We start from the raw sequence: 14,129 nt of genomic DNA on the forward strand, positions 1-14,129 counted from the left end.
GTATCCATGGATCTACAACTGGCAGGTAAAAAAGCACTCGTCTCAGGTTCAACTGCTGGCATCGGCCTGGCCATCGCCAGCCAGCTGGCACAAGAAGGGGCACAGGTCATTATCAATGGCCGCTCGCAGGCTTCGGTGTCAGAGGTGGTGACAACATTAACCAAGCAAACGGGCGGTCATGTGCAAGGGTTTGCCGGAGACCTGAGTCAGGCAGACGTGGCGCAAGCTTTGGTTAAGTCGCATCCTGAGGTTGATATCCTGGTCAATAACCTGGGGATTTTTGAACCTAAAGCGTTTGAAGACATTCCGGATGCTGACTGGCTGCGTTTTTTTGATGTCAATGTACTGAGTGGTGTGCGACTGTCCAGATTGTATCTGCCCTATATGAAGCAGCAGGACTGGGGGCGTATTGTATTTATTTCCAGTGAGAGCGGCATACAGATTCCGCCGGAAATGATTCACTATGGCATGACCAAGTCGGCGCAAATTGCCGTGGCGCGTGGTCTGGCAGAGTCGCTGGCGGGGACGCAAATTACGGTCAATAGCATTTTGCCCGGCCCGACTCGTTCGAGAGGCGTGGGTGACTTTGTAGAAGCCATGGCGCAAGCCGAGCAAAAGTCAGCAGAAAGTTTTGAAAAAGAATTCTTTGAGCATGTACGGCCAACCTCGCTGATTAAACGCTTTGCAACAACTGAAGAGGTGGCTAATCTGGTGACTTATATCGCCAGCCCCTTGTCTTCAGCCACCAATGGCGCGGCATTACGGGTGGATGGTGGCGTGATAAAAAGTGCGTTTTAAAGAGAAACGGCCTACCAGGGCGATCAATTCCCGGCAGGCCGGTATCTGGTGTTGAGAGAGGAAAACACCAGATACCTAAAAGTGGTAAACAACGCCTACCGTAGTCACATTAGAGTCAAAAGATTTGCTGCCACCGCTGTTGACATCGACTTCGGCCCGATAGTGGTCCCAGCCCACGCGCATAGAGACTGCTTTGTCAAAATGGTACTCCGCACCCAAGCCATAGGTGGCACCCATGTGTGTCGCATCGTCATAAGCACTTAAGCCTGACACTTTGCTGCTGGTGGCGGCAACGCCTAATTTTCCATACACATCAAAGGCATCGTTGAGTGGCAAAATACCGACGGCAGTCAGGCTGAGTGCATCTGCCTTGACGCTGCCATGCACATTGTCGGTGACTTTGCCTATGCCGGTATATTGGCCTTCGACGGCAAAATACGGGTTAAATTTATAACCGGCGAGCACACCGGCCACGGCTTGGCTGTCTTTGTCGACCCCGTTGGGTGTTTTGAGGTTAGGCATGCCCATGCCCAGGTTAGCACCGGCATAAAAGCCTTCAGTACTCGTCCCTTCAGCCGCGGCCCAGAGTGGTGTGGCGAAGGTCACACTGCTGATTAACAATAAGAGGATCTGTTTACGTATCATGCTTACTCCAATAGCTATTGATGAATCTTATTTAAGTTTGCTCTGCGCCAGTTTCAGGCCGTCTTCGATATCCTGCTTGCGGCCAGCATCTGCATCTTCACGGCCAGGGCGCGCAGGTGCTTGTAAGGCCTTCTGGTAGTAAGTCACCGCTTGGGCGTTGTCACCTTGCGCCCGTAAATAATCCGCATAAAAGTAATTGCTATCTATGCCGGTCGGGTTGAGTTGCAAGGCTTTTTCCAGGTATTCGCGGCCTTTTTTCTTGTCGCCAAAACCAATCGGCCAGCCTGGTACGCGAAAGTACAGTGAACCTAGCGTGGTGTAGGCCGAGCCATTGAGCGCTTGTGGATTGGTTTTGATGCTGGCTTGTAACAAGTCGCGCGCCTGTTCGGCAGCTTTCAAGGCATTGACCGGGTGTAATGGCCCCATGCTTTTGGCGTAGCCACCCAGTACGATGGCTTCCCATATCTGCGCCTCATTCGCCTCCGGGTTTTTCGCTGTTAGCTGGTGCGCTTGTTCGCTCAGGGTTTTAAAAGAGGCTTCTTGCTGGTCTTTACTTGTTTGGTAGGTGGCTTTTGCCCAGGCATGTTGCAGGCTGGCCAATTCATTATCCAGTGCTTCATCTGCAAGGGCGGCGCTGGTTAGCAAGGCCAGGCAGGTATACATGATCAAACGTTTCACAATGGCTCCCAGTTTAAATAAGGACATTTTTGCAATAAGAGTGCCAGTCTTAAGGGTTGGCAAAAAAACAAATGTTCTTTAAATAAATCATATAGTTACTCTTTTATTTTTGCAGCGGGCGCAGGTGTTTAGGCTTGCTGTAGAAGAGAACCCTGCTTTTTTTGCAGGGTCACAGGAGGTGACTGTGCAAAAAATGCATGCTATGGTCAGCGGGATGCCAGAAAAAATAATCAATGAATAGATTGTGAATCGTGATGCAGATAAACACACAAGTGCTTTCTTTTGAGGCGCTGTCGCAGCGCTATGGTGAGCGGTATAAATGGATGGTGCTGCTGATTATCGGCGTTGGCACTATTGCTGGCGTCTTGTGTACGTCCAGCTTTAATGTGGCGGTGCCCGCGCTAACGCATACTTTTCACCTGGGGCAGGATCACGTGCAGTGGGCGATGACGGCGTTTTTGGCGGCCATGACCATAGGCATGTTGCCCGCGGCCTGGTGGCTGGAGCGTTTTGGCCTGCGGCGGGTATTTATGACAACGCTGTGCTTGCTGATTGCCGCCAGTGTGGCGGGTTTTTATGCGCACACCTTTGTGCAGGTGGTGATTGCGCGCCTACTGCAAGGTTTGGCTGCTGGCGTGTTGCAACCACTGGGCGTGATGGCGCTGATGCGTTTGTTTCCACCCAATATTCAGGGGCGCGCTTCGGGCATTTTAATTGTGGGTATTGCATTCACGCCTGCGATTGCCCCGTCTATTAGTGGGTGGTTGCTGGATCAGTTTGGCTGGCATGCTATTTTTCTGCTGGGCGTGCCATTTGCGCTCATCGCGCTATTCTCGGCCTGGCGCTGGCTGCCTGCACCGCGTAAAAACCCCATCAAACCGTTTGATTGGCCGGGTTTAGGCTGGCTGTCAGCCGCCACTATTGGCTTGGTGGAGTTTGTCTCCAGTTTGCATCATAGCGGGCTGGTTTCAATGTGGACCTGGGGGCAAGCGACGCTGACTGTCGTCTCTATGCTTTGTTATCTGCGCCATGCGCATCAATTGCCGCATGCCATTATCCAGTTGCATTTGTTTAACCGGCCGACGTTTAGCCGCGGCACCTTGGTGGCATTTGCTTATGGCTTTGGCTTATATGCGTCGACCTACCTGATTCCGGTATTTTTGCAAAATGCCATGGCTTATTCAGCGACCGATGCCGGTTTGTTGTTGCTGCCTTCGGGGTTGGCGCTGGTGCTGACCATTCCATTTGCCGGACGCATGGCTGATCGCTTTTCGCCCAAGCGCATCACGCTGGCCGGTCTGGTGGTGTTTGGTCTGTCATTTTTGGTGTTTACCGTGGCGGCTGACCAAGTGCAATACTGGGATATTGTGGCTGCCACCGTGGTGGGCAGGGTTGGCTTAGGCTTGATTCTGCCAGCACTCAATCTAGCCACGTTGCATGAAATGGAGCCGCACCAGTTAGGGCAGTCTTCAGTCGTGGTCAGTTATGCCAGACAATTAGGGGGCGTGGTCGGCGTGACCATGATGGCGGTGTTTATGGAGTGGCGCGAACGCGTGTTGGGCATGGTCGCCCCCGGTATTTTTGAGGCTTATGCGCAAGGCTTTTTGCTATTATCGGCGGTGTTTGCGCTGGCGATTGTCGCTGCACTAGGGATGAAAGACGCGAGGCGAGAATAGGGGGGGCAGAAGGGAGTGAAACTGGCTGTTATCCAGGAGATAACAGCCAGACAAGTGCAGTTATTTTTCTACAAACGCTTTTTCAATCACGTAGTCGCCAAGCTCACCAATCCGTGGTGAGACTTTGAAACCACGTTTGTCCAGCATGGCAGCGGTGTCGACCAGCATGGCCGGGCTACCGCAAATCATGGCGCGGTCTGTTTCCGGGTTCAATGGCGGCAGGCCAATGTCGGTAAACAGTTTGCCATTTTCTACCAGGTCAGTCAGACGACCCATATTTTTAAACGGCTCGCGCGTGACAGTCGGGTAGTAAATCAGCTTGTTTTTAATTTCTTCGCCAAAAAACTCATTATTCGGTAATTCTTTAGTGATGAACTCTTCGTAGGCCAACTCGTTGACGTAGCGTACACCGTGAATCAGGATGACTTTTTCAAAGCGGTCGTAGACTTCAATGTCCTGAATCAGGCTCATAAACGGTGCCAAACCAGTGCCGGTTGAGAAGAAGTACAGGTTTTTGCCTGGTTTCAGGTCAGAGGTAATCAGCGTGCCGGTTGGCTTGCGGCTCACCAGCAATGGGTCACCTACTTTTAAGTGTTGCAAGCGTGAAGTCAGCGGGCCGTTAGGCACTTTAATACTGAAAAACTCCAGATGCTCTTCATAGTTAGGGCTGGCGATACTGTAAGCACGGGTCAGTGGCAGACCGTCAACTTCCATGCCTATCATCACAAACTGGCCATTTTCAAAACGCAGACCTGGGTCGCGAGTGGCCTTAAAGCTGAATAAGGTGTCGTTCCAGTGATGAACGCTCAGAATCGTTTCGGTGGAATATTTTTTATTACTCATGTCTTATCTTTTACTCGCGACTAGGCAAAGGGGTTGAATTTAAAGGGTTTATTCTAACAGGCTATTATAGCGCAGCGGTCAGTTGCGGTACGACTTCAAACAAATCAGCCACTAATCCGTAATCTGCAATCTTGAAAATCTGCGCTTCCGGGTCCTGGTTAATCGCCACAACGACCTTACTGTCTTTCATGCCATAAGCGTGCTGAATCGCGCCGGAAATACCGACAGCGATATACAGCTCAGGCGCAACCACCACGCCAGTCTGGCCGACTTGCAGGTCGTTAGGCGCATAGCCTGCATCCACAGCGGCACGGCTGGCGCCAATCGCGGCATGCAGTTTGTCTGCCAATGGCGCGATAACTTGAGCAAATGCATCAGCACTACCCAGTGCACGGCCACCAGAAACCACCACTTTAGCGGCAGTCAGCGCTGGGCGCTCGGATTTGTTAAACGCCTCTGATATCCAGCGGCTGCCAGCCGGGGCGGCAGGCGTTGTAATTGCTTTCACTTCGGCAGCAGCGCCTGTTGCTGCGGCTGCAAATTTGCTACCGCGCACGGTCAGTACTTGAATCGCGTCCCTGTTTTGCACGGTTGCCAGTACATTGCCAGCATAAATGCCGCGTACATAAGTGTTGGTGTTGACGATTTCGAGCACGTCGGACAGCATGTTGACGTCAAGCAGCGCGGCTACACGCGGCAATACATTTTTGCTGAATGCACTATGCGCAGCCAGCACCACAGTGTAGTTGGCGGCCAGTGGCACAATAATGTCAGCCAGGTGTTCGGCGGTGGGGTGTTGCAAAGCGGCGTCGCTAGCGACCAATACGCTGCTCACGCCTTGCAGGGTGGCGGCTTGTGCAGCCAACGCGTCCGGCTGTGCGGCTGCAATCAGCACGTCCACCGGTTGTTGCCATTGTTGGGCAGCCGTCACGGCGCGCGCGACTTGTTCATTTAAATGTTGGCCGTTGTGTTCGGCAATAATCAGTGTTCTCATCCGATGATCCCCTCGTGCGTGCGCAATTTGCTCAATAACTCATTCACATCTTTCACCATAATGCCGGCAGGGCGCTCAGGCGGGGTGGCGACTTTGAGCTGTTGCACGTTGTGCGTCAGAGAAACACTCAATGAATCCAATGGCACATTTTCCAGTGGTTTCTTTCTGGCCATCATCAGGTTAGGCAGCTTGACGTAGCGCGGCTCGTTTAAGCGCAGGTCAGCGGTAATCACGGCTGGCAGGCTGACTGCCAGGGTTTGTGTGCCGCCATCAATTTCGCGGACGACAGTCGCCTGGTTGCCTTCGATGGTGATTTGCGAAGCGTAGGTCGCTTGTGGCAATTTGAGCAATGCTGCCAGCATCTGGCCGGTTTGGCCTGCATCATCGTCAATTGCCTGTTTGCCCAGCAAAATCAATTGCGGTTGCTCACGCTCGACCAGCGCTTTCAATACTTTGGCTACGCCAAGGGAGTGTAAGGTCTCTTGTGTTTCAACCAGCATGGCGCGGTCTGCGCCCATGGCCAGTGCGTGACGCAGGATGTCCTGGTTGGCAGCGCCGCCTATGGTTACGGCAACGATTTCAGTCACAATGCCTTTTTCTTTAAGGCGAATGGCTTCTTCAATCGCGTTTTCATCAAACGGATTGATGCCCATTTTGACGCCATCAATGTCTACATTAGAACCGTCCGCTTTGACGCGGACTTGAATGTTATAATCAACGACCCGTTTGATCGCTACCAGTGCTTTCATAAAACGTTTGCCTTCATTAGATGTTCTAGCTCGTAAGCTAGCATTTTAAGCTAGCTTGTAATATTTATTAAATTGATTATTATAATAATATATATCTATTTTGTAGATTAATTTTGACGCGGCGCAATTAGCGCGCAATCCTTTATCCCTCAATGAAATACACGCTCAGACAGCTGGAGATTTTTGTGGCTATCAGCCGCGCTGGTAGTGTGTCCCGCGCTTGCAATCAACTCGCTTTGTCGCAATCTGCCGCCAGCACCGCGTTGATTGAGCTGGAAAAGCAATTTGATATTCAGTTGTTTGACCGGGTGGGCAAGTCTTTGCGCATCAATGAGGCTGGTCAGCAATTGTTGCCAAAGGCGGTTGAGCTACTGGACAGGGCGCGCGAAATCGAGCGCATGTTACAGGGCCAGCAAGGCTATGGGCATCTCAAAATTGGCGCAACCCTCACCGTGGGCAACTACCTAGTCACCTTGCTGGTGGCCAAATTTTTGCAGCAATATCCGCAAAGCCACATCCAGTTGCAGGTACAAAACACGCGTACTATCGTCGAGCAAATTGCGAATCATACACTGGATTTGGGTATGATAGAGGGCGAATGTAATCACCCGGATATTGCCGTTGCGCCTTGGATTGCTGACGAATTAGTGATTTTTGCGGCGCCCACGCATCCGCTGGCACAGATTGCACAAACTGGTAAAACCATCCACAAGTCAGATTTACTGCTGCAACCGTGGATAGTGCGTGAAAAAGGCTCGGGTACGCGTGAGACCTTTGACCGCGCTTTCAAGCAGGATTATTCACGGCTCAATATCACACTGGAGCTTGAGCACACCGAAGCGATCAAGCGCGCGGTGGAGTCTGGTTTAGGCATAGGCTGCATTTCAAGGCTGGCACTCAAGGATGCATTCAGGCGCGGTAGCCTGGTGCCGATTGAGAACCATAGCTTGCAGTTTCACCGTAATTTTTATTTTTTATGGCACAGGCAAAAATATCAAACCGGTGGCATTCGTCAATTTTTGGCGTTTTGCCAGGCGTTTACCCAAGGGGCGACGCGTAGCGATCTGATTGATATTCCGGCCATTGCCTGACGAAGGAGCAAAGATGGAAAGAGATGTCATGGAATACGATGTGCTGATTGTCGGGGCAGGCCCGGCCGGCTTGTCCGCAGCCATCAGACTTAAACAATTAGCACAGGCGCAAGGTCAGGCGCTGGGCGTCTGCGTGTTGGAAAAAGGCGCTGAAGTTGGCAGCCATATTTTTTCGGGCGCTGTGCTGGACCCGAAAGCCTTGCAGGAGTTATTGCCTGACTGGCAGGCATCAGGTGCACCTTTGAATACGCCAGTGAACAAAGATACTTTTGTCGTGCTGGGCGAGGAGAAGTCATGGCCTATGCCTGACTGGACCTTGCCGCCATTGATGCGCAATCATGGCAATTATATTATCAGCCTGGGCGAAGTCTGCCGCTGGCTGGCCGGGCAGGCTGAGGCGCTGGGTGTGGAGATTTACACCGGTTTTTCTGCACAAACGCCAAGTTACGACGAACATGGCCGTATGCTAGGCGTGATTACTGGCGATATGGGCCTGGACAAACAAGGCGAGCCAACGGCCAACTACACGCCTGGCATCGAAATTCGCGCCAAATACACGCTGGTGGCCGAGGGCACGCGTGGCTCACTCACTAAACAACTCGAAGCGCGTTATGGTTTACGCGCAGCATCTAGCCCGGCCAAATATGGCATCGGCTTTAAAGAAGTCTGGCGTGTGAAGCCTGAGCTGCACCAAAAAGGCTTGATTGAGCATACACTGGGTTGGCCGTTAGATGCCAACACCGGTGGCGGCGGTTTTATTTATCACCATGGTGAAAACCTGGTCTCGGTCGGTTATGTCGTGCATCTGGATTACAGCAACCCTTACTTGTCGCCGTTTGATGTGTTCCAAACCTATAAAACGCATCCTAAACTCAAGGCCTTGCTGCAAGACGGTAAACGCCTGAGCTATGGCGCGCGCGCAATCTCTGAAGGCGGCGTGCAATCGTTGCCTGAGATGGCTTTTCCGGGCGGAGCCTTACTTGGTTGCAGCGCGGGACTGGTCAATGTGCCTAAAATCAAGGGCACGCATTACGCAATGAAGTCTGGCATGCTGGCGGCAGAGTCGGTATTTGAAGCTATTGAGCAAGGCAGCCCCGAGGTGTTGACCAGTTATGCACAAAAACTGCGTGCCTCTTGGGTGTGGCAAGAGTTGAGCGCTGTGCGTAACGTTAAACCTTATTTGTCACGCTGGGGCACTTGGGCGGGTACCGTACTCGGTGGTGCAGAAATGTGGCTGTCCAGTTGGGGCTTTACGTTGCCCTGGACCCTAAAACACACTTCGGCTGATCACGCTACGCTTGCCGATGCCGCAAACAGCCGTCAACCAGTGTATGCCAAGCCCGATGGCGTGCTCACGTTTGATAAACTCAGCTCTGTGAGTTTGTGCAATATTGCGCATGATGACCAGCAGCCCTGCCATTTGAAATTAGGGGTGGCCGACATGCCGGTGCGGGTAAACCTGCCGCGTTATGCCGGGCCAGAGCAACGCTATTGCCCGGCAGGCGTGTATGAGTTTGTTGAGCAGGCGGGCGAGAAAACCTTGCAGATCAATGCGCAAAACTGCATCCATTGCAAAACCTGCGATATTAAAGACCCGACGCAAAATATTAATTGGGTACCACCAGAAGGCGGTAGTGGGCCGAATTATGTTTCGCAGTGATTGGTAAAGTCACGTAGTCGTTTCCACTATGCTTCGGATCTAACTGAGGTGTTGCAGTGGGGATGCGAATTGTATTTGTCTAGGTTTAGATATGTGGCGTTTCTTTTCGCCTTTTGGCGAGTTACTTTTCTTTGCTTGCCCAAAGAATAAGTAACCAAAAGAAATGCACCCTAGCTTCCGCTTGATTCCTGCGTTGCTCGCCAAAACAAGCGGTCACGAAACTCGACCTGGCAGCTCACAAAAAGCGTGAGCTGCTGCGGGACTCGGACAGTCGCTCCCTTCTCCCTTGTTTTGGCTGCGCTACTCGGCGCGTCAGATAGGGGCCCATAAAACCACACGCTTTAACCTAACGTGAAGCTTTTTACATCGCATCCCGCTTGATCACCGCTACAGAACAATAGAGAGTCGTTTGTTAAGTCTAGCAAGAGTATTGAGCGCGTTACATGTTATATGCTCAACGAGCGTCTAATCGTGGTGGGTTTCAACGGGCCCCTATCTGACGCGCCGAGTAGCGCAGTCAGCGTGGGAGTTTTCGGCCATTGCCTGTTTGAGCTCCGCAACAAGCCACGTCTTGTGTGGCTTGTTAGGGCGAGTTTCAATGGACGCCCACGTTGATGAGCAACGCAGGAAATAAGCGGAAGCTAGGGTGTCTTGTTCTTTGCCTTCTTTCTTATGGACAAGCATAAGAAAGAATGGTCGCCGAAAAGGCGAAATAGATTGTTCATAAAACAGCCTTCGCTCAGCGCTTCTGTGTCAGCGCAATAAACGCTGCAATCCAGCCAATAGCAATGGTGCTCAGCAACATTAGCCCGCCCACATTAAACAGGTGAAACACCAACTGAAAGTTGCTTTGGTAATTGTTTGCCAACAGTTGCACCGGTTGCTTCAGGTTCCACACAATCATGAATAATAAAGCGACGGCGATGAGGCCGCCACCCAAGCCATAAGCGCTGCCCATATATAAAAACGGGCGGCGGATAAAACTATGCGTGGCGCCAATCAGGCGGCTGACTTCAATTTCTGCTTCGTGCGTGAGTACTTGCATACGCACGGTGTTGCTAATCACGGTAATCATGGCAATGCCTAACAGGCTGGCGAAAATAATCGCGATGCGTTTACCCAGTAACAGCATGGCGTGCAAGCGCTCAATCCACACGCTGTCAATCACCAGCTCTTCGACCTCACCGCGTTTTTGCAATAGTGCTTGTACAGGTTTGACCGAGGTCGGTTGCGTGTCTGTCAGCGTGATAAACAGCGCATCTGGCAACGGGTTTTGTGGCAAATCGACCAGCAGGTCTTTTTGCAAAAACTGCGCCCCTAGTTGCTTGATGGCATCTTCTTTCGGCACGTAGCGGACTTCTTTCACCTGCGGTAAGGCCTCTACGTCATTAATCAGGCGTTGAATCAGGTTGGCATTTACTGATGACTTCAAGAATGCGCTGATTTGTGCATCTTGCTTGATCGTACGCGACATGTCTTGCAGGTTATCCAGGCCAACAAACAGCAAGCCGGGCAGGGTGGCGGTGATGCCGATGACCATGCAGATGGTGAGTGTATTCAGCCAGTGGTTTTTTAAGCGCTGCAACACCAGGTCTATGGTCAGCGCGTGTTGGTTGAGCCAGTTTTTCATGCACTTACTCTCATTAATAGGGCACTCATAGCATGGCCGTTTGTGTGGGCATGGCACTGATGGTTTGCTGGTCAATATGCAAGGTTCTGTAGGCAATGGTGCTGACCTGGGACACGTCATGCATAGCAATGACCACTGTCACGCCGACATCGTTAAATGCTTTGAGCAACTGCATGATCTCCAGCGACGCGGCTTGGTCCAGCCCGCCGGTGGGTTCGTCTGCAATGACAATAGACGGCCGGCTGACCACGGCACGCGCAATCGCCAGCCGTTGTTGTTCGCCGCCAGACAAAGTGATCGGCATAGCTTTTTCTTTGTTGAGCAGGCCGACTTTATCCAGTGCGGCACGCACGCGGCGGGCAGCCTCTTCACCGGTGATACCCTGTATGCTTAATGGCAAAGCCACATTGTCGAAGCTGTTGCGGTCATACAGCAACTTGTGGTCTTGAAACACCAGGCCAAAACGGCGGCGCAGATAAGGCACCGCGTTGGGGTGCAACTGGCTGATATCCTGCTGGTTGATCAAAATACGCCCGCTAGAGGGTAGCTCTATGCCCGCCATGAGTTTGAGCAGGGTGCTTTTACCCACGCCCGAGTGGCCGGTAACCAGCACAAAATCGCCCTTGTCTATGCTAAAGCTGACCTGACGGAATAAATGTGCGCTATTGGGATAGCGCATGCTGACATTATTAAAAACAATCATAATTTTAAGCGGGCAGGGCTGGTCATGAATGAGTTAGTCATCAATTAAAGCATCAATAAAGTCATTGGCATTAAACGGGCGTAAATCATCAATGCTTTCACCGACGCCAATAAAGCGGACCGGCGTCTTGCTGGCAGATTGCTGACTGAGGTGGGCAATCGCAGCAATGACGCCGCCTTTGGCCGTGCCATCCAGCTTGGTGAGTGCCAGCCCGGTGACGCCCAGTGCTTCATGAAAGGCTTTGAGCTGATTAACGGCGTTTTGGCCAGTGTTGGCGTCGAGCACCAGTAAAATTTCGTGCGGTGCGCCCGGCAAAGCTTTATCAATCACGCGTTGTACTTTTTTAATTTCGTCCATCAGGTGCAACTGCGTTGGCAGGCGGCCTGCGGTGTCGGCGATGACGACGTCAATTTTTTTGGCGATGGCAGAATTCACCGCATCGTAAATCACGGCAGCCGGGTCACCACTTTCTGAGGCGACTACATGCACATCGTTACGCTCGCCCCACACCTGCAATTGCTCGCGGGCGGCGGCGCGAAAAGTATCGCCGGCGGCAATGAGGACGCTGTGGCCTTGGGCTTGCAGGTATTTAGCCAGCTTGCCGATGGTGGTGGTTTTACCGGCGCCATTGACGCCCACCATCATCATCACATAAGGCTGGTGGCCGCTGACATTCAGCGGTGACTCTAACGGTGAGAGCAGTTCTAGTAAGGTATCTTTTAAGGCTTGCTTGAGCGCAATGGTATCTTGCAGGTCTTGTTTTTTGACCCGGCTACGCAGTTGATCGAGCAGGTATTGCGTGGCGTTCACGCCAACGTCAGAGGTGAGCAGGATGGTTTCCAGCTCTTCGTAAATGTCTTCATCAATTTTGCCGCCGCCAAACAAGGCGCTGAGTTGGCCGCCAAGTTGCTGGCGTGTTTTGGCCAGGCCATTTTTTAAGCGCTGCGTCCAGCTTAAGCCTGGGGCTTCGGTTTCAATGGGGGTGACGGGTTCGGATTTTTTCGCAAAAGGATTAAACATGGTGGCTTAAAACTCGGTAATATCGTCATTTTAAGCTGAATCGACGTTTCCTGCCATGTTTAGGCGCAGACAAGCTTGCTTGAGGCGACTGTTTCTGAGGCGTTCGAACTAACGCAGGCGTGGGCAGGTCACAAACAAGGCTGTTCAATTTCTTTTACGCTTCCCATGTTGAATCCGACAACTATTTAAATCTAATCCTATTTGAATTTAATCCTATTTGAATTTAATCCTATGAAAATATCAATGAATTTAGCACGCCCATGGTGGTTGGCTGTGCTGATCAGTAGTTATGCCGTGCAGGGGCATGCCGAGATTGTGCAAACCACCCTCAAAAACGGCTTGAAAGTGATTGTGCAAGAAGACCATAGAGCGCCGGTGGTGGTGTCTCAGGTTTGGTATCGTGCAGGTTCGCTAGATGAAGTGAATGGCAAAACCGGAGTGGCGCACGTGCTGGAACATATGATGTTCAAGGGTACTAAAAAAGTCCCTGCGGGCCAATTTTCGCGCCAGGTGGCGGCGGCCGGGGGTAAAGAAAATGCTTTTACCAGCAAAGACTACACCTGTTATTTCCAGCAACTGGAAAAATCCAGATTGCCGCTGTCGTTTAAACTCGAAGCCGACCGCATGGCCAACTTGCAAATCACCGATGCCGAGTTTGCTAAAGAGATTGAAGTGGTGAAAGAAGAGCGCCGCTGGCGTACCGAAGACAAACCGCAATCACGCGTCAATGAGCAGTTTGAAGCTTCAGTGTATCGGGCACACCCTTATGGGCGCCCGGTGGTGGGGTTTATGAACGACCTGGAAAACATGACCGCCGCTGATGCGCGTGAGTGGTATCGCACCTGGTATGCGCCCAACAATGCGACCGTGGTGGTGGTTGGCGATGTCAAGGCGCAAGAGGTGTTTGCGCTGGCCGAAAAAAACTTTGGCAAACTGGTGGCTAAGCCTTTGCCTGCGCGTAAGCCACAAGTCGAACCGTTGCAGATTGGTGAGCGTCGCGCCATCGTCAAAGCGCCGGCCAAACTGCCTTATTTTGTGATGGGCTTTCATACGCCTGCGCTTAAAAATAGCGAGGCTTATAGCGAGCAAGACTGGGAGCCATACGCGCTGGAGGTGTTGTCGAGTATTTTGAGTGGCAATGCTGCTGCGCGCCTCAACCAGAAACTGGTGCGTGAACAGGCCATTGCACTGGAGATTGATACTGGCTATGACAGTACCAACCGTGGCCAGACGTCGACTTTTGAAGTGGCGGCTTCGCCGAGTGACGGTGTGACGCAAGAAGCCTTGCAACAAGCCATTTGGGCACAAATTGATGCGCTCAAGCAGAACGGCGTGACCGCAGCTGAGTTGCATCGAGTTAAAGCAGCAGTGATTGCGGCAGATGTGTATAAACGGGACTCTGTGTTTTACCAGGCGATGCAAATTGGCCAGTTGGAAACCATGCGCTACCCATTGACATTGCTGCAAAATAACGCAGCCAGGGTGCAGGCGGTGACGTCCGAGCAAGTGCAAGCGGTGGCTAAAAAGTATTTGTTAGCAGATCAGATGACACTGGTCAGCCTGGATCCGCAACCAATTGACGCGCAGCAGAAGCCCGTTGGTCGCCCACATCAGCACTAACTTATTCTGGTTTTATTTCAAG

13 protein-coding genes are annotated in these 14,129 nt (G+C 51.9%); 5 read left to right on the top strand and 8 right to left on the bottom strand.

The genetic code is table 11. The annotated features are described in order from the left end of the window. Window positions 1-6 precede the first annotated feature (6 nt). Window positions 7-798, top strand: coding sequence for an SDR family NAD(P)-dependent oxidoreductase (locus tag METH5_RS0109965; RefSeq protein ID WP_029148364.1), 792 nt, complete (start codon window positions 7-9; stop codon window positions 796-798). Between the two features lie 75 nt (window positions 799-873). Here METH5_RS0109965 and METH5_RS0109970 read toward each other — a convergent pair whose 3' ends face one another. Together METH5_RS0109970 and METH5_RS0109975 are read right to left on the bottom strand one after the other, a co-directional pair. Continuing rightward, on the bottom strand, window positions 874-1,443 hold the full coding sequence (locus tag METH5_RS0109970; protein ID WP_029148365.1) for an outer membrane protein: 570 nt from the start codon (window positions 1,441-1,443) through the stop codon (window positions 874-876). 27 nt (window positions 1,444-1,470) lie between these two features. After that, window positions 1,471-2,121 carry a tetratricopeptide repeat protein gene (locus tag METH5_RS0109975; protein WP_029148366.1) on the bottom strand — a complete coding sequence of 217 codons (651 nt, stop codon included), beginning with the start codon at window positions 2,119-2,121 and terminating at the stop codon, window positions 1,471-1,473. A 254-nt stretch (window positions 2,122-2,375) separates the two neighbouring features. Between METH5_RS0109975 and METH5_RS0109980 the strand changes: the two genes are divergently transcribed. Continuing rightward, on the top strand, window positions 2,376-3,797 hold the full coding sequence (locus METH5_RS0109980) for an MFS transporter (protein WP_029148367.1): 1,422 nt from the start codon (window positions 2,376-2,378) through the stop codon (window positions 3,795-3,797). Window positions 3,798-3,857: 60 nt separating this feature from the next. Here METH5_RS0109980 and METH5_RS0109985 read toward each other — a convergent pair whose 3' ends face one another. The 3 genes from METH5_RS0109985 to METH5_RS0109995 all read right to left on the bottom strand — a co-directional run bounded on the left by METH5_RS0109985 (window position 3,858) and on the right by METH5_RS0109995 (window position 6,383). Continuing rightward, the gene (locus METH5_RS0109985) at window positions 3,858-4,640 is read right to left on the bottom strand and encodes a ferredoxin--NADP reductase (RefSeq protein WP_029148368.1); all 783 of its coding nucleotides are present in this window, start codon (window positions 4,638-4,640) and stop codon (window positions 3,858-3,860) included. Window positions 4,641-4,704: 64 nt separating this feature from the next. After that, the gene (locus METH5_RS0109990; protein WP_029148369.1) at window positions 4,705-5,634 is read right to left on the bottom strand and encodes an FAD-binding protein; all 930 of its coding nucleotides are present in this window, start codon (window positions 5,632-5,634) and stop codon (window positions 4,705-4,707) included. Next, window positions 5,631-6,383, bottom strand: coding sequence for an electron transfer flavoprotein subunit beta/FixA family protein (locus tag METH5_RS0109995; protein ID WP_029148370.1), 753 nt, complete (start codon window positions 6,381-6,383; stop codon window positions 5,631-5,633). The genes METH5_RS0109990 and METH5_RS0109995 overlap by 4 nt, the downstream gene beginning before the upstream one ends. Before the next feature lie 152 nt (window positions 6,384-6,535). Here METH5_RS0109995 and METH5_RS0110000 point away from each other — a divergent pair, with 152 nt between their 5' ends. Both METH5_RS0110000 and METH5_RS0110005 read left to right on the top strand, forming a co-directional pair. Further along, complete coding sequence (locus METH5_RS0110000) at window positions 6,536-7,474, top strand: LysR family transcriptional regulator (RefSeq protein WP_029148371.1); 939 nt, start codon at window positions 6,536-6,538, stop codon at window positions 7,472-7,474. Window positions 7,475-7,487: 13 nt separating this feature from the next. Further along, on the top strand, window positions 7,488-9,134 hold the full coding sequence (locus METH5_RS0110005; protein ID WP_029148372.1) for an electron transfer flavoprotein-ubiquinone oxidoreductase: 1,647 nt from the start codon (window positions 7,488-7,490) through the stop codon (window positions 9,132-9,134). Window positions 9,135-9,873: 739 nt separating this feature from the next. Here METH5_RS0110005 and ftsX read toward each other — a convergent pair. From ftsX to ftsY, 3 genes are read right to left on the bottom strand one after another with little or no spacing between them, the layout of a single operon-like run. Continuing rightward, a complete protein-coding gene (gene ftsX, locus METH5_RS0110010; protein WP_029148373.1) occupies window positions 9,874-10,764 on the bottom strand; it encodes a permease-like cell division protein FtsX in 891 nt (296 codons plus the stop codon). 25 nt (window positions 10,765-10,789) lie between these two features. After that, window positions 10,790-11,467: a cell division ATP-binding protein FtsE gene (locus METH5_RS0110015; protein ID WP_029148374.1), complete on the bottom strand. Its 678-nt coding sequence runs from the start codon at window positions 11,465-11,467 to the stop codon at window positions 10,790-10,792. A 33-nt stretch (window positions 11,468-11,500) separates the two neighbouring features. Next, window positions 11,501-12,487, bottom strand: coding sequence for a signal recognition particle-docking protein FtsY (gene ftsY / locus METH5_RS0110020; protein WP_029148375.1), 987 nt, complete (start codon window positions 12,485-12,487; stop codon window positions 11,501-11,503). 243 nt (window positions 12,488-12,730) lie between these two features. Here ftsY and METH5_RS0110025 point away from each other — a divergent pair, with 243 nt between their 5' ends. Further along, window positions 12,731-14,107: a pitrilysin family protein gene (locus METH5_RS0110025; protein ID WP_029148376.1), complete on the top strand. Its 1,377-nt coding sequence runs from the start codon at window positions 12,731-12,733 to the stop codon at window positions 14,105-14,107. Window positions 14,108-14,129: the final 22 nt, after the last annotated feature.

The sequence above is a fragment of the Methylophilus sp. 5 genome (assembly GCF_000515275.1).
Taxonomy (GTDB): Bacteria; Pseudomonadota; Gammaproteobacteria; order Burkholderiales; family Methylophilaceae; genus Methylophilus.

Coding starts and splice junctions, on each gene's coding strand:
- METH5_RS0109980 (WP_029148367.1), top strand. CDS start 2,376: ATGCAGATAAACACACAAGTGCTTTCTTTTGAGGCGCTGTCGCAGCGC.
- METH5_RS0110015 (WP_029148374.1), bottom strand. CDS start 11,467: ATGATTGTTTTTAATAATGTCAGCATGCGCTATCCCAATAGCGCACAT.
- METH5_RS0110000 (WP_029148371.1), top strand. CDS start 6,536: ATGAAATACACGCTCAGACAGCTGGAGATTTTTGTGGCTATCAGCCGC.
- ftsX (WP_029148373.1), bottom strand. CDS start 10,764: ATGAAAAACTGGCTCAACCAACACGCGCTGACCATAGACCTGGTGTTG.
- METH5_RS0109985 (WP_029148368.1), bottom strand. CDS start 4,640: ATGAGTAATAAAAAATATTCCACCGAAACGATTCTGAGCGTTCATCAC.
- METH5_RS0109995 (WP_029148370.1), bottom strand. CDS start 6,383: ATGAAAGCACTGGTAGCGATCAAACGGGTCGTTGATTATAACATTCAA.
- METH5_RS0109970 (WP_029148365.1), bottom strand. CDS start 1,443: ATGATACGTAAACAGATCCTCTTATTGTTAATCAGCAGTGTGACCTTC.
- METH5_RS0110005 (WP_029148372.1), top strand. CDS start 7,488: ATGGAAAGAGATGTCATGGAATACGATGTGCTGATTGTCGGGGCAGGC.
- METH5_RS0109965 (WP_029148364.1), top strand. CDS start 7: ATGGATCTACAACTGGCAGGTAAAAAAGCACTCGTCTCAGGTTCAACT.
- ftsY (WP_029148375.1), bottom strand. CDS start 12,487: ATGTTTAATCCTTTTGCGAAAAAATCCGAACCCGTCACCCCCATTGAA.
- METH5_RS0109990 (WP_029148369.1), bottom strand. CDS start 5,634: ATGAGAACACTGATTATTGCCGAACACAACGGCCAACATTTAAATGAA.
- METH5_RS0110025 (WP_029148376.1), top strand. CDS start 12,731: ATGAATTTAGCACGCCCATGGTGGTTGGCTGTGCTGATCAGTAGTTAT.